This is a genomic window from Ciceribacter ferrooxidans (assembly GCF_004137355.1).
In the GTDB taxonomy this organism is placed as follows: Bacteria; Pseudomonadota; Alphaproteobacteria; order Rhizobiales; family Rhizobiaceae; genus Allorhizobium; species Allorhizobium ferrooxidans.
This window is the reverse complement of sequence record NZ_SDVB01000106.1, coordinates 142,827-164,219: the sequence shown is the minus strand read 5'-3', so window position 1 is coordinate 164,219 and position 21,393 is coordinate 142,827. Positions and strand designations below refer to the sequence as shown.

The 21,393-nt window shown below is 60.5% G+C and carries 17 protein-coding genes and 2 pseudogenes; 13 read left to right on the top strand and 6 right to left on the bottom strand.

Features of this window, described 5'->3' with window-relative positions:
* The 3 genes and pseudogenes from EUU22_RS03990 to istB form a co-directional block, all read left to right on the top strand.
* Positions 1–100: pseudogene (locus EUU22_RS03990) on the top strand (AAA family ATPase); the annotation flags it as partial.
* Between the two features lie 234 nt (positions 101–334).
* Positions 335–1,381, top strand: coding sequence for an IS21 family transposase (istA, locus tag EUU22_RS03985; protein WP_245484901.1), 1,047 nt, complete (start codon positions 335–337; stop codon positions 1,379–1,381).
* A gap of 14 nt (positions 1,382–1,395) precedes the next feature.
* Positions 1,396–2,151, top strand: coding sequence for an IS21-like element helper ATPase IstB (gene istB / locus EUU22_RS03980; RefSeq protein ID WP_129330782.1), 756 nt, complete (start codon positions 1,396–1,398; stop codon positions 2,149–2,151).
* 249 nt (positions 2,152–2,400) lie between these two features.
* On the opposite strand, the pseudogene EUU22_RS03975 reads toward istB, so the two are convergent.
* Together EUU22_RS03975 and EUU22_RS03970 are read right to left on the bottom strand one after the other, a co-directional pair.
* Positions 2,401–2,670 (bottom strand): annotated as a pseudogene (locus EUU22_RS03975) (helix-turn-helix domain-containing protein); the annotation flags it as partial.
* 194 nt (positions 2,671–2,864) lie between these two features.
* The gene (locus tag EUU22_RS03970; RefSeq protein ID WP_129330781.1) at positions 2,865–3,725 is read right to left on the bottom strand and encodes a LysR family transcriptional regulator; all 861 of its coding nucleotides are present in this window, start codon (positions 3,723–3,725) and stop codon (positions 2,865–2,867) included.
* Positions 3,726–3,814: 89 nt separating this feature from the next.
* On the opposite strand from EUU22_RS03970, the gene EUU22_RS03965 reads away from it, so the two are divergent.
* Positions 3,815–4,771, top strand: coding sequence for a bile acid:sodium symporter family protein (locus EUU22_RS03965; RefSeq protein ID WP_129330780.1), 957 nt, complete (start codon positions 3,815–3,817; stop codon positions 4,769–4,771).
* A gap of 531 nt (positions 4,772–5,302) precedes the next feature.
* Here the strand turns inward: EUU22_RS03965 and EUU22_RS03960 are convergent.
* A complete protein-coding gene (locus tag EUU22_RS03960) occupies positions 5,303–6,424 on the bottom strand; it encodes a branched-chain amino acid ABC transporter substrate-binding protein (protein ID WP_112691320.1) in 1,122 nt (373 codons plus the stop codon).
* A gap of 312 nt (positions 6,425–6,736) precedes the next feature.
* Positions 6,737–8,248 (bottom strand): class I adenylate-forming enzyme family protein, encoded by a 1,512-nt coding sequence (locus EUU22_RS03955; RefSeq protein WP_129330779.1) that lies wholly within the window; start codon positions 8,246–8,248, stop codon positions 6,737–6,739.
* 117 nt (positions 8,249–8,365) lie between these two features.
* Between EUU22_RS03955 and EUU22_RS03950 the strand changes: the two genes are divergently transcribed.
* Both EUU22_RS03950 and EUU22_RS03945 read left to right on the top strand, forming a co-directional pair.
* A complete protein-coding gene (locus EUU22_RS03950; RefSeq protein ID WP_245484904.1) occupies positions 8,366–9,178 on the top strand; it encodes an alpha/beta fold hydrolase in 813 nt (270 codons plus the stop codon).
* Between the two features lie 194 nt (positions 9,179–9,372).
* Entirely contained in the window at positions 9,373–10,524 is a 1,152-nt protein-coding gene (locus EUU22_RS03945; RefSeq protein ID WP_112691317.1) for an amidohydrolase, read from the top strand.
* Positions 10,525–10,930: 406 nt separating this feature from the next.
* On the opposite strand, the gene EUU22_RS03940 is transcribed toward EUU22_RS03945, so the two are convergent.
* Both EUU22_RS03940 and EUU22_RS03935 read right to left on the bottom strand, forming a co-directional pair.
* Positions 10,931–12,508, bottom strand: a complete 1,578-nt coding sequence (locus tag EUU22_RS03940) for a gamma-glutamyltransferase family protein (protein WP_112691316.1) — start codon at positions 12,506–12,508, stop codon at positions 10,931–10,933.
* Positions 12,505–14,133: a class I adenylate-forming enzyme family protein gene (locus EUU22_RS03935; protein ID WP_165351071.1), complete on the bottom strand. Its 1,629-nt coding sequence runs from the start codon at positions 14,131–14,133 to the stop codon at positions 12,505–12,507. Before EUU22_RS03935 ends, EUU22_RS03940 begins: the two co-directional genes overlap by 4 nt.
* 168 nt (positions 14,134–14,301) lie before the next feature.
* On the opposite strand from EUU22_RS03935, the gene EUU22_RS03930 reads away from it, so the two are divergent.
* The 7 genes from EUU22_RS03930 (at position 14,302) to EUU22_RS03900 (ending at position 21,374) form a co-directional block, all read left to right on the top strand.
* Positions 14,302–14,964 carry a TetR/AcrR family transcriptional regulator gene (locus tag EUU22_RS03930; RefSeq protein ID WP_129330776.1) on the top strand — a complete coding sequence of 221 codons (663 nt, stop codon included), beginning with the start codon at positions 14,302–14,304 and terminating at the stop codon, positions 14,962–14,964.
* A gap of 68 nt (positions 14,965–15,032) precedes the next feature.
* On the top strand, positions 15,033–16,076 hold the full coding sequence (locus EUU22_RS03925) for a TRAP transporter substrate-binding protein (RefSeq protein ID WP_112691313.1): 1,044 nt from the start codon (positions 15,033–15,035) through the stop codon (positions 16,074–16,076).
* Between the two features lie 46 nt (positions 16,077–16,122).
* Complete coding sequence (locus tag EUU22_RS03920) at positions 16,123–16,746, top strand: TRAP transporter small permease subunit (RefSeq protein WP_112691312.1); 624 nt, start codon at positions 16,123–16,125, stop codon at positions 16,744–16,746.
* Positions 16,743–18,032, top strand: a complete 1,290-nt coding sequence (locus EUU22_RS03915) for a TRAP transporter large permease (RefSeq protein ID WP_112691311.1) — start codon at positions 16,743–16,745, stop codon at positions 18,030–18,032. The genes EUU22_RS03920 and EUU22_RS03915 overlap by 4 nt, the downstream gene beginning before the upstream one ends.
* Before the next feature lie 9 nt (positions 18,033–18,041).
* Entirely contained in the window at positions 18,042–18,551 is a 510-nt protein-coding gene (locus EUU22_RS03910; RefSeq protein ID WP_112691310.1) for a MaoC/PaaZ C-terminal domain-containing protein, read from the top strand.
* On the top strand, positions 18,548–19,174 hold the full coding sequence (locus EUU22_RS03905) for a DJ-1/PfpI family protein (protein WP_129330775.1): 627 nt from the start codon (positions 18,548–18,550) through the stop codon (positions 19,172–19,174). The genes EUU22_RS03910 and EUU22_RS03905 overlap by 4 nt, the downstream gene beginning before the upstream one ends.
* Before the next feature lie 7 nt (positions 19,175–19,181).
* Positions 19,182–21,374, top strand: a complete 2,193-nt coding sequence (locus EUU22_RS03900; RefSeq protein WP_129330774.1) for a N,N-dimethylformamidase beta subunit family domain-containing protein — start codon at positions 19,182–19,184, stop codon at positions 21,372–21,374.
* The last annotated feature ends 19 nt before the right edge of the window (positions 21,375–21,393 follow it).

Sequence of the window (21,393 nt, the reverse complement as noted above, 5' to 3'; positions counted from 1 at the left end):
GTTGAGGCAGCATGCCGAACTCATGCCGGAGCATGTTCGCTCCAAAGCCCTCATCACTCCCCCGGCGTTCGCCCCACCACAAAAGCCGCGCGGGCGGCCTGTAGATTCCGATGATTTACCGGACGGCGTTCCGATCAAGAACCGGACACGATTCCGAGAATTAACCGGACGCGCTTCCGATTTGATACCGGACAGTTTTTCAACGTAAGCAGTGCCCCTGGGTCAGCAACCTTGGCATGCATTTCCTTTTGAACGTGAGGAGATGGCATGTCGAAGAGACGAAGGCTGACCATGAGACAAACTACGACATTTGCTTCGACTGCGATCAGACGGCGTGAGCGTTCGCGATATTGCCGATCTGCTCGGGATTGCCCGCAGCACGGTGCAGGACGGGATTGGGCGAGCTGCGGCGGCAGGGCTGTCCTGGCCTTTGCCTGCCGATCTGACTGACGACGTCCTGGAAGGCAAACTTTTCGCCAGACAAGGCACCAAACAAGGGGTGCGGCGACTACCAGAGCCGGATTGGAGCGTCATTGCGGTTGAGCTGAAGAAGCCCGGCGTGACCCTGACGATCCTGTGGGAGGAATATCGGGCCGTCTATCCTGATGGCTACGGGTTCAGCCGGTTCTGCGACCTGTTCCGCGGCTTTGAGCGGCGTCTGACGCCAACGATGCGGCAGTTCCATATTGCTGGCGACAAGGTGTTCGTCGACTATTCCGGAAAGAAGCTGCCGATCGTCGATCGCAAGACCGGCGAGATCCGCGAGGCGGAGATCTTTGTCGGCGTGCTCGGCGCATCGAGCTATGCCTTTGCCGAAGCCACCTGGACCCAGACCCTACCGGATTGGATCGGCTCGCACGTGCGCATGTTCGCCTTCTTCGGCGGCGTGCCGCGCCTTATCGTTCCGGATAATCTGAAGTCCGGCGTCAACAAGGCGAGCTTCTACGATCCAGAGATCAACCGCAGCTTCGGCAGGATGGCTGCCCATTACGGCGTCGGCGTGCTTCCGGCGCGACCGAAGCGGCCGAAAGACAAGCCAAAAGTCGAGGCCGGCGTACGTTTCGCCCAGAGCTGCATCCTCGGCCGACTGCGCAACCAGACCTTCTTCTCACTGGAGGAAGCTAACGCTGCCATCCGGGATGCCGTCGAGCGGATCAACACACACGTCATGAAGCGGTTGGGCCAAACCCGCCAGGAGATGTTCGAGACCATGGAACGCCCGGCGCTCGCGGCTCTTCCGGCAGAGGACTACGAGTACGCCGAGTGGAAGCTGGCGCGGGTCACCGCGCTCATCAGCACCTACAAGGCGCCACGACATTCCGCCGAACCTGCCGCCGTCGGCGAGCATGCCAATCTTCGCGGCAAAGCCTACTTTCATTAAGGAGACAATCAAGAATGCTGACCAATCCCACTGTAGATACGCTGCGCCAACTCGGCCTTTCCGGCATGGCTTCCGCCTTCCAGGAACTGGAGATGCAACCGGAGGCGAGAAGCCTCCAGCACGGCGAATGGCTCGCGATCCTGCTCGAACGGGAACAGACCTCGCGTCGCCAGAAGCGCTTCGAAGCCAGAGCCCGTGCCGCCAGGCTGCGCCATGACGCCCAGATCGAGAATACCGATTTCCGCGCAGCGCGTGGTCTCGATCGCAACCTCTTCCTCAAGCTTTCCAACTGCGACTGGATCAGACAGCGGCACTCCTTGCTACTGATCGGGCCGGCCGGCGTCGGCAAAAGTTGGTTGGCCTGCGCTCTCGGTCACAAGGCGTGCCGGGAGGATCTTGCCGTCGCCTATCACCGCGTGCCACGGCTCTTTGCCGCGCTCGCCCTGGCACGAGGCGACGGTCGTTACGCAAAGATGCTCAAGAGCCTGGCCAAATCCGATCTCCTCATCCTGGACGATTGGGGGCCGGAGAAGCTCACCGACGAGCAACGACGCGATCTCCTGGAAATTGTCGAGGATCGCTACGAGAAGCGCTCGACCATCGTTACCAGTCAAATCCCCGTGGACCACTGGTACGATATGATTGGAAATCCCACGATCGCCGACGCCGTGCTGGATCGCCTCGTCCACAACGCCTACCGCATCGAACTTTCCGGTGAGAGCCTGCGCAAACATCGAAACCTGTCAGCCGAGGATGCAACTCAGGCTTGACCAGCCCGATATTCGCCGACAATGATCAACTCAGACCCAGAGACGCTCTACATCGTCCGGCTTCACCTCGGAATCGCGTCCGGTAAAACGCTGGAATAAGCGTCCGGTTAAAGATCGGAATTCCTGTCCGGTTTCATTGGAATACACAGGCGGCCGCCGAAAAATCCTCAATTCGCCATGTCGTCGACGTCGGCATAACTGGGGAATTTTACTTCGGAACTTCTGAGGAAAATTCACGCGGCATTGACAAAGCGCATCACGCAGTTCGAACAAGGTTCCATCACGGTGCTCGGCGAGCCATGCCATGATCGCCTCGCCATGGACCTCTGTCTTACGGGAATTTCGATCTCCGCCAAGAGGACCGGGGCGCACGTCGCCCTGGCGAAGTTGCAGATTTCGCCAGCGGCTGACGCTTGCAGCACTCACGCCAAACCGTTCGGCGGCTTCGCGATGGGTAGCACCACCAGAAACGGCAGCAAGAACGCGAACACGCAGATCGACAGAAAGGGCTTTCGACATATCCGCCGACCTCCATCGGCAGATAGTTTGAATCAGAACCCACCTGATTTGCAAAGCCCCACAGATTCAATCAGTCAGGGAACCGCTCTAAAGTACGAAGCAGATTTGTTGGAAATGTGCGTCTCCTTTCCCGCTGACGGGGGCCCTGACAGTGAGCTGCCGCCGATCAAGGAGGAGTGCGCTTGTTCCGTTTTTCAGCTGATTTCGAGGCTGCCGCCGACCTTGGAGAAGATCTCGTCCGACAGGGCGGTGATGAGCGCCTGGTCGGCTCCGTTGCGCGGAACCAGGACGAATTCCACGTCCTCGAGCGGTGGCAGAATATCTCGGGGGATTTCTTTCAGCCCGGCGGGCGCCATGCTGCGAGGCTGCACCAGGACGCCCATGCCCGCGCGCGCTGCAGCCGTCAGTCCGCTGAGGCTGCCGCATGTGCAGACGATGCGCCAGGGGATCCGGCTTGCGTCCAGGGCTTCGAGAGCGAGCTTGCGGGTAATGCTTGGTGGCGGGAAGGCGATCAACGGCAAAGGAGCCGACTGAGCCGTCAGTTGCAGCGGATCGCGTGCCAGCCAGATCAGTGGCTCGCGATAGACGAGACGACCGCGCTGGTCGCCAAGGCGTCGCTTGGCGAAGACGAGGTCGATTTCCCCCAGATCCTGCATCTCGTACAACACGCCGCTCAATGCCACGGTCAATTGCAGATCCACGGAGGGATACGCGCGGGTGAAATCTTCGAGGACCGCCGTCAGGCGGCTGGTTGCGAAGTCTTCGGAGACGCCAAGTCGCAATTGCCCGCGCAGCTTGTTCGCTGCAAACAGGTCGAAGACCTGAGCGTCGATCGCAAGCATTGCGCGGGCGTGGCCGGCCAGGACTTCGCCATCGGGTGTCAAGCCGAGGCGATGGGTGTCGCGAAAGATGAGACGGCGATCAAGGGCGGCTTCCAGCTTCTGGATATGCTGGCTGACCGTTGACTGCCCAAGCCCGAGATTTTCCGCTGCGCGGGTGAAACTGCCCGTCTGCTGGATCGCGAGGAAACTGCGCAACTGGACGAGGTCGAGCATCTGATATCTCGTTTTGTGATGAGTGTTATTTGTTGCATCTTGTATCACAATAATGGAGTGAGCGAGACGACGTCCACCGGAATGAGAAGATGCGCCGTTTCCTCCCTGATACCTTCACAATGCTGCTCTTGGCGGCAGTGCTCCTGGCCTCGGTCCTGCCGGTCACCGGCGGGGCGCAGGTGTGGATGGCGCTTGCGACGAAGCTCGCCATCGCTCTGCTGTTCTTTCTGCACGGCGCGCGCCTCTCGCGCGACGTGGTGATCGCCGGCCTGCTGCACTGGAGGCTGCACGGCGTGATCCTGTTTGTGACCTTCGCCATCTTTCCACTTCTCGGGCTCGCCGCCGGCCTCGTGCTGCCGTCATCGCTTCCCGCGGCGCTCTATACCGGTCTCCTGTTTCTCTGCGTCTTGCCTTCGACGGTGCAGTCATCGATCGCATTTACGTCGATGGCCGGTGGCAACGTGCCGGCCGCCATCTGCGCTGCGTCCGCCTCGAATATCCTTGGCATGTTCCTGACGCCGCTTCTCGTCGGCTTGCTGCTTTCGGCGTCAGGCGGGGGTGGATTTTCGATGACGGCGCTCGAGCAGATCCTGCTGCAGTTGCTGGCGCCCTTCATTCTTGGGCAGATCCTCCAGCCGTGGATCGGCGACTGGATCCGCGCCCGCAAGAAGCTGCTGGCGCCGATTGATCGAGGCTCGATCCTGATGGTGGTCTATCTCGCCTTCAGCTCCGCTGTCGTCGAGGGACTGTGGCGGACGCTTTCGCTTCAAGATCTCGGCATTGTCGCCATTGTCGACGTCGTCCTCCTCGCAACGGTGCTTGCGGTCACCATGTTCGGCAGCCGTTTCCTCGGGTTTTCCAGACAGGACGAAATCACCATCACCTTCTGCGGCTCGAAGAAGAGTCTCGCCAGCGGCGTTCCGATGGCCGGCGCGATCTTCGCCGGCCAGAGCGTCGGCGCCATCGTCCTGCCCCTGATGCTGTTCCACCAGATCCAGTTGATGGTGTGCGCACTGATTGCCCAACGCTACGCGCGAAGTGCCTGACGGCGAATCGTCGTGGCGGTTGCTCGTGCCCACGCCGCATTTAGCTGTGAGACGCCTCTGGTGGAATTCCATCCTTTCTATCCAGGAAGCCATTGTGTTCGCCTTCACCGAGGTTGCCAAACTCGCCAGTGCACGACAGGCCGTGATATGGCCACTTGAGCGGGACTTGGACCTTACCTCCAGATATATCAATGGCGACGTCGTCTGGCGCAGACCGACTTGTGCGACCATACCCCAGATGATCGCGAACCCGATCTACGGCGGAGCGTACGTTTGCGGTAAGAGTGGCTCAGTGCCCCGATACGATGGCGATCTGAAATTCGATGCAGGACGCGTTTATGAACGGTTGGCCTGATCCCGGATGCACATGAAGGTCACCTCAGTTCGAACGGGTGGAGGAGATCGGCGTTGTGTTCAGCGACAACACGCCGGCCAGCCTCCGTTAAGATATGTGAGGGGTCCATCTGCATGGTGGTGAGAGGCCCCTCGATGGGAGGCCTCTCAGTTCTATGCTGAATGTCTATCGGCGACTTAATCGACTTTGGGCACAAAGCTATAGGTACCGTCAGTCCCCTTTTCCCATTCATACATAATGTAGCCTGGTACCTTGGGATCGCCCTTTTGGTCGAAGGACAAGCTGCCAAGCACGGTCGGGAACGGCCCCTTTGCCTTCATTGCTTCCGCGACTTCCTCAGGATTGCTGCTACCTGCCGCCTCAGCGGCGCCCGCTATGACCTGCAGAGCAGCGTACGAATAGAGGGTATAGGCTTCAGGGTTGAAGCCGTTCGCTTTGAACCTCGCAACAAGCTCCTTGTTGGCCGCATCCAGCGTCGGATCGGGCCCGAAGGTATTCAAAGTTCCCGCGACCGCATCACCCGCTATCGAAGCCAGCTCGTTCGATACGAGACCGTCACCCGCGACAAGCGTTGCCTTCAGTCCCTGATCCTTCGCCTGCCGGATGATGAGTCCAGCTTCCGTATGTAGACCACCCCAGAAGATGATCGAAACGCCGGCCTGCTTCATTTTCGCGATAAGTGCAGAAAAATCCTTATCACCGACGTTGATGCCTTCGTACATCACTTCGACGAGGCCCGCGTCATTCATGACCTTCTTGGTTTGGTCAGCGAGACCTTGCCCATAAGGGGTCTTATCATGGACGATGGCGACGTGAGCATCCTTGAAGTGACTGGCAATATACTCGCCAGCGACTGCGCCCTGTTGATCGTCACGACCGCAAACACGAAATGTGTTCCACAAGCCCCGCTCCGTATAAACGGGATTTGAGGCAGCCGGAGTGACTTCGAGGATCCCATTTTCCGCGTAGACTTCGGACGCTGGGATCGACACACCGGAATTCAAATGTCCGATTACAAATTTAACCCCATCGGCGACGAATTTGTTGGCAACTGAGATGCCCTGTTTGGGATCGGCGACGTCATCCCCGAGCACGATCTTGATCTGCTCGCCATTGATGCCGCCGTTCGCGTTGATGTCCGCGGCGGCCTGTTCAGCTCCCCTTTGCATCTGGGCGCCGAAAGCAGCATTCGCACCTGTTATTGGAGCTCCGATGCCCACGAGAATTTCGGCTCGTGCTCCTCCGGCGATCATTATCATCGCCATCAATGACGCTGTCGAAAATAGTCCTCTTTTCATTTCTTCCTCCCATGAAGTGGACGTAGGTCAAAAAAGCGGCGCGCCCACTGTGCCGCCGTATTGGGTTGAGCAATCGTTGGCGCAACCAGGCAACTAGCGAATATTCCCCATGTGAACGGTGGGGTTTGCTGGTGTCGTCAGTAGTAGTTATTGTCCATTTTGCTGGTGCGGCATTAGCGAAGGGCACTTATCGAATCCACGATAGTTCGTGCTGCCCGTCTTCGGCGACGGCCTTACCTCTCCTCCTCCCGGCCCAACGATCACACGTCAGGCCACCAAGCACTCGTGATCGTGTGTCGATGTAGGCCGGCATCACGCCACATGGCTCCGCACCGATGCTCGGTCCACCTTTCCGTTGTTGAGACGCGGCAGCATCGGGACGATGTCGAATGATTTCGGGATCTTGTAGTTGGCGAGCGCCGCCGCGCAATGCTGCCTGAGGACCTCAGCCGTGACCATGACACCCGGCTTGCACTCGATCGCGCAGCGTACCGCCTCCCCATAGATATCGTCAGGTGCGCCAAAGACGACGACCTCGGCGACTGATTCATGCGTCTCGATTACTGCCTCGACTTCGCGCGGGTAGACATTGTAGCCACCAGATTTGATCATTTCACGCAAGCGACCCTTGAGCGAGATATTGCCGTCGGGCCGTCGGGCCGCAAGATCACCCGTCTTGAGCCAGCCGTCGGCCGTGAAGGCCTCGCGGGTTGCTTTCTCATCCCCCCAGTAGGATCGTAGCACGCAGGTGCCGTGTGCCTGGATTTCGCCGGTCTCGCCTATCGTGCAGATCCCGCCGCTCTCGTCGGCGATTCGCGTCTCAAACCGCGGATCGAACTTGCCGATCGTGTTGAGAAGGACTTCATCCGGGTCGCCGTCATGCGAATAGGCAACTGAGCTCATCACCTCAGTCTGCCCATATTCGACGAATATTTTAGCGCCTATCGACCGCAGTGCGGCAAGCGTCGGAGCAGATACCGCGCCCCCGCCGATACAGATCGAGCGCAAGGAGGAAAGGTCGCGGTTGGCGAAATCCGGATGGTTCACTGCCAGCGTGAACATTGCGGGCACCTGCAACCATGTCTGAGCTCGCTCACGCTCGATCAATGCGAGAACGCCTGCGGGATCGAATTTCGCCTGAAATATCAGCGTGCCTCCGCCCACCAGGCATCCCATCGTCGTGTTCATGATGGCACCAACGTGATTGATCGGCAGGTTCGAAATGTATCGTCGCGATTCGCCGTCGAGGTGGTCGTATTGACCAATTGCCGCCCCAATCAGCCCGTCATGATGGAGGGCAGCCCCTTTTGGCTTCCCCGTAGATCCGGATGTAAAGACGATGACGGCGACGTCCATGCGACCGGCAGGACTCTTTCGCGCAGCTGCCGACGCCGGCATGGCGGCGACATCGGGCGCGGAAAGGACCGCTACGCGTCCTGCGGCGGCATGCGCGCGGCCGGCCAGATCGTGTTCGTTGGGTACCTCGGCGTGAAGCAGGACCTTTGGCTCGGTTACCTTGAGAACGTGAGACATCTCATCTGAAGAATAGCGTGGATTGACACCAACGTAAATTGCGCCGAGACGCGAAGCCGCCATCAGCAGCAGGAGATAGTCGATCCCCGGGGCGGCGAGGAGGGCGACGCGGTCGCCTTGTTGAACTCCCTTGCCCTCAAGCCAATCGCAATATCTATCAACAAGCTGATTTGTCTCGATATATGTCAGTCTTCTGTCGCCCTCGACGGCGATTTCGGCCCCGGGATTGGAGGTGGCATAATGATCAAGAACGGCATCAAGTGTGCCGAGGCCGGGAAGAGAAGAGGGCATTGATGATCAACCTTATTGACTACGCTCGATTGGAGTTTCCGATTGACGGCACTCAATAATTAACATAGTTGTAAAATTCATACAAGCAGTATTGTCTGGCTGACTGAGGAGGTGGCGATGTCTCTGATACATATCAATGGCGCGGATCTGTTCGTTGAAGAATTCGGGACCGGCGACCCGGTCATCTTTACACACGCCTTGTTTTTCAGTGGCCGCATGTATGAGCGTCAGATCGAACGCATTGCGGCGCGCTACCGGTGCATAACGGTCGACTGGCGCGGCATGGGCCGCAGCAGCAAGCCGCTCGGCGGCTATGACGTCGACAACCTCTGTCACGACGTGATCGGCGTCGCCGATAGGCTAGGCCTCGATCGCTTCCACTGGGTCGGCATGTCGGTTGGCGGCGTGACGGGCATCAGGATCGCCGCCCAGATGCCGCAGCGGATCAGATCGCTGGCGATCGGCGGCGCGTCCGCTGAGGCCGAGCCGATTGAGAAGGTCGTGAAATACGAGAAGCTGCTCCTCGACGGCTTTGCGCGAGACCCGGCGAGCGTCGTCGATGGGCTCCTCCCCATTCTCTATGGCGAGCCCTTCCGCGCGGATCCGTTGCGCGCCGACTTACTGGCGCGTGAGCGCGAGCTGATCCTGTCGAATGATGGCCCGGCCGTTGCCAGGGCATCCGCACCGATCCTGCGCCGGGTCGATATCCGCCACATGCTTCCGCATGTCCGCAGTCCGACTTATGTCTTCTGTGGCGCGCTCGACGGGGCGAATCCCCCGGAAAAGTCTCGGACCATCGCTGCTGGGATTTCCGGCAGCCTCCTTGAAGTCTTTGACGGTGTCGGTCACCAGCCCAATGTCGAAGCCCCCGGGCTTCTCGCCGATCGTCTGCTTGAGCATTTCGACCGGGCTTCAAGAGCAACGCCCTAGACTGCGTGCGCGTCGCATCGAGGACTACCCGGTGCTTTGTGACGGGCACGACCATCCGTCGACGCGATCGCTCGTCGTCAAGATCGATCCCGAGGTGGAACCCCGGGCCTCTTGGACCTGCCGAAGCGCAGGCGGCCAGCGCGGACTGTCAGATCCAGCACGTTCGTGGGCCGCTTCTTTGACCGGAGAAATCGATGCATTTGACGAACCAAGATCTGATCGAGCTCGTGGAGTGGCGGCGGAAATTGCATATGACGCCGGAAATATCCGGCGAGGAATCCGAGACCGCGCAGGAGGTCGCCTTCGCCCTCGCGGCGACGGGCCCGGATCGCATTGTCACCGATCTGGGCGGACATGGCGTGGCTGCCATCTATGGTGGGTTCGAACCGGGCCCGTCGGTAATGTTCCGGGCCGAACTTGATGGCCTGGCAATCGAGGATATGTCGGATGTCCCTTACCGGTCGCGCATTCCGGGGCGGGGACACCAATGCGGCCATGACGGCCACATGGCGACGCTGATGGCGCTGGCGCGCGGCCTCTCTCGCAAACGCCCGAAGCGAGGCCGCGTAATTCTCATGTTCCAGCCGGCGGAGGAGAACGGCGCCGGCGCCGCTGCCGTCGTCGCGGACCAGCGCTACGCCACGATCAAGCCGGATTTCGCTTTCGCCTATCACAACATGCCGGGAATGACGCTGGGGCGGGTAGCCCTGGTTGATGGTCCCATTACCTGCGCCTCGCGGGGAATGCGTATTGCCTTCACCGGGCGGACCGCGCATGCTTCCATGCCGGAAACAGGACTTTCGCCGGTGCCGTCCTTGCTGCGGTTGTTGCCGGCGCTCGAGGGTCTGTCGTCCGGCGAGCCTCACTCCCCCGATTTCGCCATGACGACGGTCACCCACATCGAGGCCGGCGAACGCGTGTTCGGCATAGCGCCCGGCTCCGGCGAAATCTGGCTGACGCTTCGCACGCTTGCAGATGCCCGCATGGAAAAACTTCGGCTTGACGCCGAAAGGCTTGCGCACGATGTGGCGGCGACCATCGGTCTTGTCGTGGAGATCAACTACGACAACATCTTCGCCGATTGTGTCAACGATCCGGATGCCGTCTACTATCTCGAGCGCGCACTGGACGATGAACACATTGCTTATGATGCAGGCGACCTTCCGCTCAGGGGGTCCGAAGACTTCGGCGGTTTCGGAAAGGACGGAACGAAGATCGCGATGTTTCTTCTCGGCGCCGGAGAGAGCCGCCCCCATCTTCACAATCCAGATTACGACTTCCCCGATGACCTCATTGGCATCGGTGCGCGCATCTTCGACCGGATCGTGCGGGGCATGCTTGGCTGACGAATCGCCCGCCATCCTGCTCACCACTGAACGACAGACACGGGGAATAGAGCAGTCTGTCATCCTAAATCGTCCAACGAGGACAGGATTTCCTGCTGGACCAGGCCTTCGGCGCCGATGCTGTGGTTTACGCTCCTCGGGGTTATGAGGATGTGAAATCGGACGTGGCAACCATCGTTCTCGATAAGGGCGGTAGGGCATGCGCAGGCGCGGTTGCCCCGCTGGACGAACTGCGCAACAGCACCGCCGTGGGCGCACACGGCGGTAACGGCGCCGCATTGGTGATGTAGGTTCAAAACGACGCGCTTTGACTTGCGACTTCGGAAAGCTCAGGCGAGCCGGCAGGGTTCATGATGAAGCGTCGTCCCCGAGGTCTCGCCCGGGGACGAACAAGCTGCCCGCACCGTCAGATTACAGCAGCGCAGCCGTCGCGGCGCGATTCCGTTCCCGCCTCATAACCGTCGTCACGTCGCACGATGACCTGCGCGGCTCCGAACTGATAGTCCCAACGTGGTTGCCGGACGACCTGATGTCCGCGCCGACAGAGGTCCGAGACCAGCGCCTCCGGAAGATCTTCCTCGACCATGAGCGTTCCATCGTCTGCGATGCGCCAGCGCGGCGCGTCGATCGCCGCCTGCACGTTCTCGCCGCGTGCGAGGAGGCGGGCGGCGATCTGGACATGGCCTTGCGGCTGCATTCCGCCTCCCATGACGCCGAAGGTCGCCAGCGGACGACCGTTGCGCGTCATGAACCCCGGAATGATGGTGTTGAACGGCCGCTTGCATGGCTTCGCCTCATTTGGATGACCTTTTTCAAAAACAAAGCAGGAGCCTCGATTGTGTAACGTGATGCCCGTGCCCGGCACGACAAGGCCAGACCCGAAGCCGCGGTAGTTCGACTGGATCAGCGAAACCATCATTCCCTCGGAATCTGCGGCGCAAAGGTAGACAGTACCCCATCCTTCGTTCGCGATGGGTTCGGCCGGCCGTGCCCGTTCCGGATCGATGCCGCCGGCGAGCCTATCGAGGACCGCGCCGTCGAGAAGCGCTGCAGGGGCCATCCGCATCGATTGCGGGTCGCCTACCGTTCGGGCGACAATCTCCCTGGCGCGCCGTGTCGCTTCTATCTCGACATGGAGGTCGGTTGCGGCGTTCCGGCCAAAGCCGACACGCTCGATCAAGGCGAGCGCGATGAGAGCCGTCAGCCCCTGTCCGTTGGGCGGAAGCTCGTGGATCGTGGCGCCCGCGAAATCGACGGACATCGGTTCGACCCACTCGGCAGCGTGGCTCTCCAAGTCACCTTTGTCCATCGATCCGCCGGTTTCTTCGGCAAATGCCACGATTTGGCTGGCGAGACGGCCGCGATAGAACGCATCCGCACCTTCCTGTGCGAGGCACTGGAGCGAAGAGGCGAGATACGGATTGCGGAAACGCGCGCCAGGCTCCGGCGCGAGGCCAGCGGGCAGGAATGTCTCCGCAAATCCCGGCACGTCACGGAACCAGTTGGCTTGCATGGCCCAGTGTAGGGCAACGACATGCGGCACGAGGAATCCATCCGTCGCATAACGGATGGCGGTTTCGAAGAGATCGCCCCAGGCCAGACGCCCGAAACGCGAATGCAACGCCTCCCACCCGCGCACCTGGCCGGGCACGGTGACCGTATCCCATCCCGTCATCGGCATTGTGCCTGCTGCGGCGAGACGCTCGGGCTGCCAGGCCTTCGCCGACCGCCCGGAACTGTTGAGACCGTGGAGATTTGCTCCGTCATGGACGAGAGCGAACAAGTCGCCGCCGAGCCCGTTCATTGTCGGTTCGACCACCGTCAGGGTCATGGCGGTGGCAAGAGCGGCGTCGACGGCGTTACCGCCGGCGGCAAGAGTGGCTATGCCGGCCTGTGCGGCCACCGGCTGGCTGGTGGCCACGGAGGCGGTGCCGAACTGGGCTACCCGCCGGGAAGTGTAAGGGAAACGCGTGTCGAGGCTCATCGCCAGGTTCCTTCCTCGGCGTCGTAGGCGCCGCTGCGCAAGTCGCCGACGCCGGTGATCAGTGTCTTCTTCTCGATCTTGTTGGACGCGGTGCGGGGGAAGCTGTCGACATAGCTGACATATCGCGGAACCTTGAATTTCGCCAGGTATTTGCGTGCGTGCTCGAGGATTGTTTCCACTGGCAGCGTGTCGCGGCAGACACCGTTCTTGAGCTGGACGTAAATCTTCACTTCCTCGCCGCGCACCGGATCCGGAACCGGGACTGCGGCAGCGTCTTCGACCTCCGGCAGCATGCAGATCGCGGCTTCGACTTCGCGCGCTGCAATATTTTCCTGCGAGCGGCGGATCATGTCTTTCAGCCGCCCGACGACATAGAGAAACCCCTCATCGTCCTCACGAAACAGATCGCCGGTGCGGAACCACCCGCCGCTACGGAAGACCTCGCCATTCGCGTCCGGCCTGTTCCAATATCCCTTGAAGATCGAGCGTCCCCGGACCCAAAGTTCGCCGAGCTCCCCCCGCGCGACCGGCTGGCCTTCCGCGTCGCGGATCGATGTTTCACGACACGGTGCCGCAATGCCGACGCTTCCTGAATCATACATCTCGTCAAGCTCCGGCGGCGTCCAGGTTCCGAGTCCGATTTCGGTCATTCCAAACCCTTCGCGCGCTATCACTCCGAAGCGCTTGTGGAATTCGCGGCAGGTCTCCGGCGGCCAGCCGAAGGTTGCTACCTGTTTCAACTTCGTTTCTGAATCCCTTGGAGCCGGCTGCTGCCGCGTCATCAGTAGCGGAAACATGCACCATTCGATCGAATGATCGTGGATCCAGCCCAGGAAGCGCGAGGACGAAAGACCTGGTGCGATAACCAGCGTCGCGCCCGTGATCAACGCCTTCAGCGTGATCCATTGCGGATCCATGTAGAAGTAGGGCTGGGCGGACAGGATGCGGCGGGCAGGTTCCAAGTCCCATGCGATGGCCGCATTGGCGAGAACCAGCCAATAGTCATGCGTCAACATACAACCCTTCGGGAAGCCGGTCGTCCCCGACGTATACTGGATATTCGCGAGACTGTCGGGGCCGACTTCATCGCCCGAGACGGGCTCTGTCGAGCATAGGGCAACGACACGCTCGAATTCACCTTCCCCGGTTCCGAGATCGACGATCCTTGTCGGCCCATCCAGTTCGACTGACAGACCATCGATTGTCTTACTGAAGATGGTGTCGTGAAGAAGGACGCGTGCGCCGGCATCATTGACGACATAGGCGATCTCATGGGCCGTGTAGCGCGTATTGACCGGCACATGGATCGCGCCGATGCGGGCGAGGGCGACAAAGAGCGCTGGATAGGCAAGTCGATTGGGGAGCATGACAGCCACGCGATCGCCTGGACCTACGCCCATCTCAAGAAGAGCCCGGGCATATTGGTGGGTCAGTGCCTCAAACTGTGCGAAGGTTATCCGCTCCTGTCGATCGAAGACCTCAATCGCCACGCGGTCGGCAAAACGAGCACATGCATTTGTTACCGCACCTCCGATAGTCGTGCGCGGAATGGCTTCGCCGGTTTCACGCGTTCGGCGTGTCGCCTCGGCAATTCGGGTCATCGGAATTGAGCTGCTGTGGGTCATTGGGGGCCGCCTGTCATCTGTTCGCACAACGCGCCACGCACTATCGACCAAAATTGACATATTTGTCAAATATATGGGATTGCCTTATCACTAAGGGTACACGTATTGCGTTTTCCAGTGTGTGTCGCGATAACCAGACCATGGAAGCCGAGGGCTAGGAGCAACATCATGTCGACAGAAGTGAACCAGTCCAAACGCTATTCAAAGCGACGCGAGCATATATTGACCGAGGCGCTTCGTGTCTTTTCGGAACGCGGGCTGGAATCCACCGGGATCAAGGAAATCGCGACGAATCTGGGTCTGACACACCCGGCGCTCTACCACTATTTCACGTCCAAGGAACAGCTTGTCTACGAGGCGGTGGAAAAAGCAATTCTCGATGAGATTGCCGCGATGGAGAAGGCGGTAGAGAGCCTCCCGCCACATCCCGCATTACAGCTCTATTCCCTTGCTCGTGCACAGGTTTTCCATGAATTGGACGACCGTGCCTATATTCCCTTCGTGAATGCTTTCCTCTATGGCCCGCTCCGCAATGCCGCAAAACTGAGTGAGGAGCAGCGCAATGATATCCTCAGGTTGCAACGCCGCATCGTCGGTCTTTACCGGGATGTGGTCGTAGCGGGACAGAAGTCCGGTGAATTCGCACCCGGTTCGCCGACCATGGCGGCGTTCGGCATCCTCGGCATCTTGTCCTACACTGTCTTCTGGTTCCAGCCCGATGGCCAGATGAGCGCCGAGGCGGTCGCCGAGGTTGTTGCAGCCCAGGCCGTACGTTCAGTCAGCCGGCTTGTCGACGCGGAAGCGCAGGTCAGTTCCAAGCCCCCAAGATAGATATTGACAACCGTGTAAAAAATGAGAAACTGATCACATCGTGGGAACAAAAAGGGGGGAACCTTACCATGAAGCGACTGATCATCACTGCTACCGCATTTAGCCTCTTTGCGAGCACGGTGCTTGCGGAGGTCGAGGAAGGAAAGTTCAAAGTCGTGGGTACTTGGGGCACAGGCGCCATGTATCCGGAGCACGAGGCGCCGTTGTGGAGCAAGGCGTTGCCCGACGCCTCGGGTGGCAAGCTTACCGCCGAGATCCAGCCCATGACCGATCTCGGTCTCAAGGGTTTCGAGACGGTCAAACTGCTGCAGACCGGTGTCTATGACGCTGGTTTTGGCGCCTATTCCTACATTGCCTCGGGAAATCCCGTATTCGAGGGTATCGACCTCGCTCTGGCGTCCGGAAGCGGCGAGGAGAACCGCCGGCTTGTCGAGGCTTATGAACCGGTCGTCGCCGAGGCATTCGAGCGCATCCATGGCGTGAAACTTCTGGCGAGCTATCCGTTTCCTGCGCAGATCCTGGTTTGCCGCGGCGCCTTTAACGGCCTGGCGGATCTGAAGGGGCGCAAGATCCGCGTCTACTCTACGACGCTGGGCGACATGGCCGAAGGACTGGGCGGTGTGAGTGTCACGATCCCGCTTGGTGATGTCGTGCCTGCGCTCCAGCGCGGGGTGGTCGATTGCGGCATTTCCAGCGGTATCAGCATGTACACCGCGAAATGGCAGGACGTCGTGAAGTACGTGTACGAGACGCCCGTCTCCGCCGGCATCGCGTTCCTTGCCATGAACAAGGACAGATGGAGCAACCTTAATCCCGAAACGCAGGCGCTGATTGAGGCGGAAGTCGCCAAATTCGTGGATGGCGCCTGGGCCGCTCTTGCGGACTCACAGATCCAGGGGGTGGCCTGCCTCACAGGTCAGGGCGAGAAATGCCGCTACGGCGAACCTGCGAAGATGCAGCTCGTGAAGGCGACGGACGCGGACGAAACGATCAGGAAGCAACTGCTCGCGGAGTTCGTTCTGAAACGGTACGCCGAACGCTGCGGTGACGAATGCACCGCACGCTGGAACGAAACCGCCGGTGCGGTGGTCGGCGTTGACGCGAAACCGTAATCGCGTCGGACACAATCTGAAAACCACATCTTGGGGAACATCAGCGATGTTGGACCGAATCCTGCTTCGCGGGCATGGCACGCTTGAGCGCGGCGCCCGCATTCTTGTCTGGGCGTGCGGGGGCGCCCTCATCGTGATGTCGTTCGTCATCACTGTCGAAGCCCTTATGCGCAAGTTTCTTAGCCACTCGTTTGGCGGCGTGGACGAAATCACGGCCTATGTCTTCGCCGTCACAACGACTCTCGCGTTCCCATTCGCGATCCTGCAGCGCGCAAATATCCGGATCGATGTACTGCGCAATTTCTTTCCCACCCCCTTACGCGCTGCAATGGATGTTCTTTCCTGGGCTTCGTTCACCTTCGTCTTTGGTCTGATCGCCTATCGCGCCTGCGGCCTTGCATGGGAATCCTGGCAGGAGGGCGCCCGGTCAATCACACCTTTGCGCAGTTACCTGGCCATTCCCCAGGGATTTTGGGCTCTGGGGTTGGTCGCCGCACTGATCGCGTCGCTTTCAGTGGCAGTTCGCTCCATCGGGCTGGTTCGGGCCGGACGGACGCAAGACGCAGCCGCGCTGCTGTCGCCCGCCGACGAAGTTGAGCAGGAGCTTTCCCACATTTCCACATCTGCCGTGACTTCATCCGGCAGCCACACGATCGGAGAGTTGTCATGATCACGGCCACTATCTCCATTTTGCTAGGCGCGCTCGCCCTGTCGATCTCGGTCGCGGCATCGCTGGGCATCGTGGCCTTCGCGCTGACGTGGTTCTTTACCTCCGCGCCACTCGACAGGATGGTCGGCGAGGTCGCGTGGCAATCCATGTCCTCCGACACGCTTGTCGCCATCCCTTTCTTCATCCTGCTCGGCGAGATCCTGCTGCGGGCGGGCATTGCCGAACGGATGTATGGCGCCCTGGTCGAATGGTTGTCCTGGCTTCCGGGCGGCACGATGCATGCCAATATCGGAGCCTGCGCCCTCTTTGCCGCATCGTCAGGCTCGAGCGTCGCAACCGCCGCGACGATTGGGACGGTGTCGATTCCGGAAATTGAAAAGCACGGATACAGCCAACGCCTCTTCCTTGGCTCGCTGACGGCCGGCGGGACGCTCGGGATACTTATCCCTCCCTCCGTATCGCTCATCGTCTACGGGGCGCTCACAGAGACCTCGATTCCCAGACTCTACATGGCAAGCATGCTTCCCGGAGTCGTTCTGGCTGGACTATTCATGTTTCTGATCGCCGGCATTTGCATCATACGCCCCGCGGCGGGTGGAAGGCCGGTCAGGACCTCATGGAAGAGCCGCATCCGTGCTATCCCTGACTTGTTCCCGCCGCTTTTCATTTTTGCGCTTGTCGTCATCACGATCTATGTCGGAATCGCAACGCCGACGGAGGCCGCCGCCTTCGGTGTCGTGGGGGCCATAGGGCTTGCCGCCATGCATGGTCGGGCGACGGTTGCAATGCTGACCGAGGCGATCGAGGGCACCATGCGCACGACTGCCATGGTCACCGCCATCATCATGACTGCGCTATTGCTGAATTTTGTCATGACCTTTCTCGGCATCTCCCGGCAGATTGTCGATGTCGTGGTCGCCCTCGATCTCAGCCCGACGATGCTGATGCTCGCGATCGTCGCCTTCTACCTCGTGCTCGGTTGTTTCATGGAGGGCTTCTCAATCCTCCTGGTGACGGTTCCGATCATCGTCCCGATCGTTGTCTCGCTCGGCTATGACTCGATCTGGTTCGGCGTCGTCCTGACGCTGCTGCTGGAGGCCGCGCTGATCACGCCTCCGATCGGCATGAACCTCTACGTTGTGCAGGGCGTGCGCAAGGGCGGGCCGCTCAGCGACGTCATCATGGGATCGCTGCCGTTCGTTGTCATCATCTTTCTGATGATCCTGATCCTGATGGCTTTTCCCAACCTGGCCCTGTGGCTGCCGTCAATTGCCTTTGATTCCTAGGAGAAATACATGCGTATCGATCTATCCGACCGGACATCCCTCCAACAGCACCTCGGCAAGGAAATCGGCCGATCCGGCTGGCACGTCATCAGCCAGGTGGACATTGACGCATTCGGCCGGCTTACCAAAGACGTTGATGCGATGCACATGGATCCCGTATGGGCGCGCGATCACAGCCCTTACGGCGTCACGATCGTCTACGGCTTTCAGACCATTTCCATGATGACCGCGATGATCAACGAGATCCTGAAGCGGGGTTCTACCGAGGCCTACAAGCTCAACTACGGCTTCGACCGGGTGAGGCTCATGGCGCCAGTCCCCGTCGGAGCGTCGATCCGTGGCATTGCGAAGCTTAAGAAGATCGACGATCGCGGGGAGAGCCGATTCCTGGTCACGATCGAGATGACGGTGGAGGTCGAGGGCAAGGAAAAGCCTGCCGCAGTCGCTGATTGGCTGTTCATGGTGGTCAACGGCGGCGAGTCCGAACGTCGCCCTGAAATGGCTGACGGTGAGAGATGATAAAACGGATCGGCTTTCTGGCCTATCCGGGCGTAGAGGAGCTCGACCTGGCGGGGCCGTGGGAAATGGCCACGATGTGGCAGGTTTATGCCGACGGCCCCGATTGCCTGGTTGTCGCTGCGGAAAAAGGTTCGGTGCGGTGTGCGAAAGGCCTCCTGATTGCTGCGGAACACGATTTCGGGACCTGTCCATCGCTTGATGCGCTGGTGGTTCCCGGAGGGTTTTCGGCCTTTGACGAGATGCGCAACGAACGCCTCGTCGGGTTCATTCGGGATAGCGGCGGCGAGGACAAGAACATCCTGTCTGTCTGTTCCGGTGCCTTCCTCTTGCTCGCAGCCGGTCTCCTCAAAAACCGCAGGGCGACGACCCACTGGAAGGTCCTCGACCGGTTGCGCGAGGCAGGCGTCGACGTGGTCGAGGAACGTTTCGTCCGTGACGGCAACGTCTGGTCCAGCGGCGGAGTGTCTGCCGGAATGGATCTGATGCTGCATTTCATCGCCGAGACAGCCGGCGCGGATACTGCCGCAGAAGTCCAGCATAACGCCGAATATTACCCCACGCGCAGGCTCTATGGGTCGGCGCACCTTTCTTCGGGCATGCCCGCCTATATGAAAAACCTGTGAGGTCGTCATGAGTACGTCGCCTACCAAGAATGTCGTCGGTTACACGGACCCGATCGCCGTGATGGCAGGAGAGACACTACGGATCAAGGTTTCTACGACCGCCAAGCAGGTGCGTCTCGGTGTCCGCAGGATCGAAGGCGCCTTCTGGTCGTCCGAGGCCGGGCCGAAGGTGAGCCTCGGGAATGCCGAAGGTTTTGAAGGCACGGTCTTGGCGGGGAAGCATCACAAGGCGCCACTCGGGTCCTATGCGACGGCTCCGGTGGCGGAGGCCATGCGCGTTTCCGCGACCAAGACATTCGGCCTCCTGTTCATGCCGACCCTCATGGGGCGGCGGCAGACAATTGCGCGGTTCTATGACGCGGATGGAGCCGATCTCGGCGGCGTGAGCGTCGAGGAGGATGGACATGTCGCCGTCGTCGATGCGACGGACGCGGCACTGTTGCGCGGTGGGTCTGCGCTTGAACGCGGTCGCTGGACGGCAATTGCCGTCACGCTCGCACAGCCGGCAGGAGGGGTCGTTCTGGCAATTGCCCCGCTTTTCGGGAATGTCAGCATGACCGGTGCAGAACGTCAGGTTGAAGGGCTGGAAACGGCACATTCCCTGTCGCTGGGCGCGCGCATCTCCGGCAGTCTGCCGTGCGAGGTCGTTGACGGGCGTGTCGCCGACCCAGTGCTCGCGTCCGCGAACGCCCGGGATATCGCATCGGCACTGGCCAATGGCCCGGAGGGGTGGCGGCGTTTGACACGTGCCCATGGCGCGGCGACGATCCATTCGCGATGGGACTTCTCGCTGTTCCCGGAAAGTGACCGCGTCGTCGACGTCGGGCCTGCGCGCTGTGACGCCGTCCTGGTCAACACGCCGACCCGTGCGATCACGGGCCCATTTTGGGATGGCAGCGTCTTTGACTGGCGTCAGCGGCCGGGGCACTACAACGCGGTTCACTTCCATTCCGACGACCTCGCCGATTGCGGGTGGCCGGACGCGTTGGCGCTGGAGATCCCTCAGGGTTGTGCCTCCGGGCTCTATGGTATCTCGCTCGAGACCGAGAACGGGTCGGACGTGGTTCCCTTCGTGGTTCGCGCGCGTCGGGCTTCCAGGGCGCCAGTCGCTCTCCTCCTTCCCACGTTCACCTATCTGTCCTACGGCAATGCGCCGACGGCGATGCGGGGACCGAACCACGGGATCACCTTCTATCCCGACGAATCCCCTGTCGATGGACATTCGGGGTTTGGGAGGTCGCATTACGACCGGCATAAGGACGGTTCGCCCGTCATGCTGTCCTCTCGCCTGCGGCCTGTACTGTCAATGCGCTTTGCAAGCTTGCCGTGGGGGATCGTCCCTGACACATGGCTGCTTACTTGGCTCAGGCAGCAGTTCGGCCAGGTCGACGTGCTTACTGACGAAGACCTGCATCGCGAAGGGACCGACGCCCTGGCCGGACATCGGGTTGTCGTCACCGGGAACCACCCCGAGTACTATTCAGCGGAAATGCTGAATGCGCTCGACGCCTATTGTGACGGCGGTGGCCGCTTGCTCTATCTCGGCGGCAACGGCTTTTACTGGCGTGTGAGCGTTTCGGACCGTGTCCCCGGCCAGATCGAGGTGCGCCGCACCGAAGACGGCACCCGTGCATGGATCGCCGAGCCGGGCGAGGGCCACCATATGATGGACGGAGGCTATGGCGGGCTCTGGAGGCGACTTGGCCGGCCGCCGAACCGGCTGGCCGGAGTAGGCTTTGCCGCGCAAGGGTTCGACGAGAGCGGGTATTACAAGGTCAATCCGGATGCCCGTTCCGGGCCGGCCGCCTTTGCACTCGACGGAGTGGGCGACACGTTCGGACATCACGGTTGGCTCGGCAACGGTGCGGCCGGACAGGAGGTCGACCGGGTGGAGCGCCGCCTTGCACCCGACGCAGATGTTCACCTCATCGCGAGCAGTTTGGGCCATCCTCAGTCTATGCTTCGTACCAAGGAAGAAATGCTGTCGACCGTACTTCCCTTTACCGATCCGAAAGCGCGGTCGGACATCGCGATCAGGTTTGCCGGCCGATCCGGCGCGGTCTTTTCCGTCGGATCCATGACCTGGGTTGGCGCATTGCTCGATGGCGGTGACCCGGCTGGCCGCAACGACGTCGTCCGGATGACGGCGAATGTCATCAACCGATTTCTCGATCCGGCGCCGTTTCGCGCAGACCGGTAGGCAAGAGCCAATTGATTGA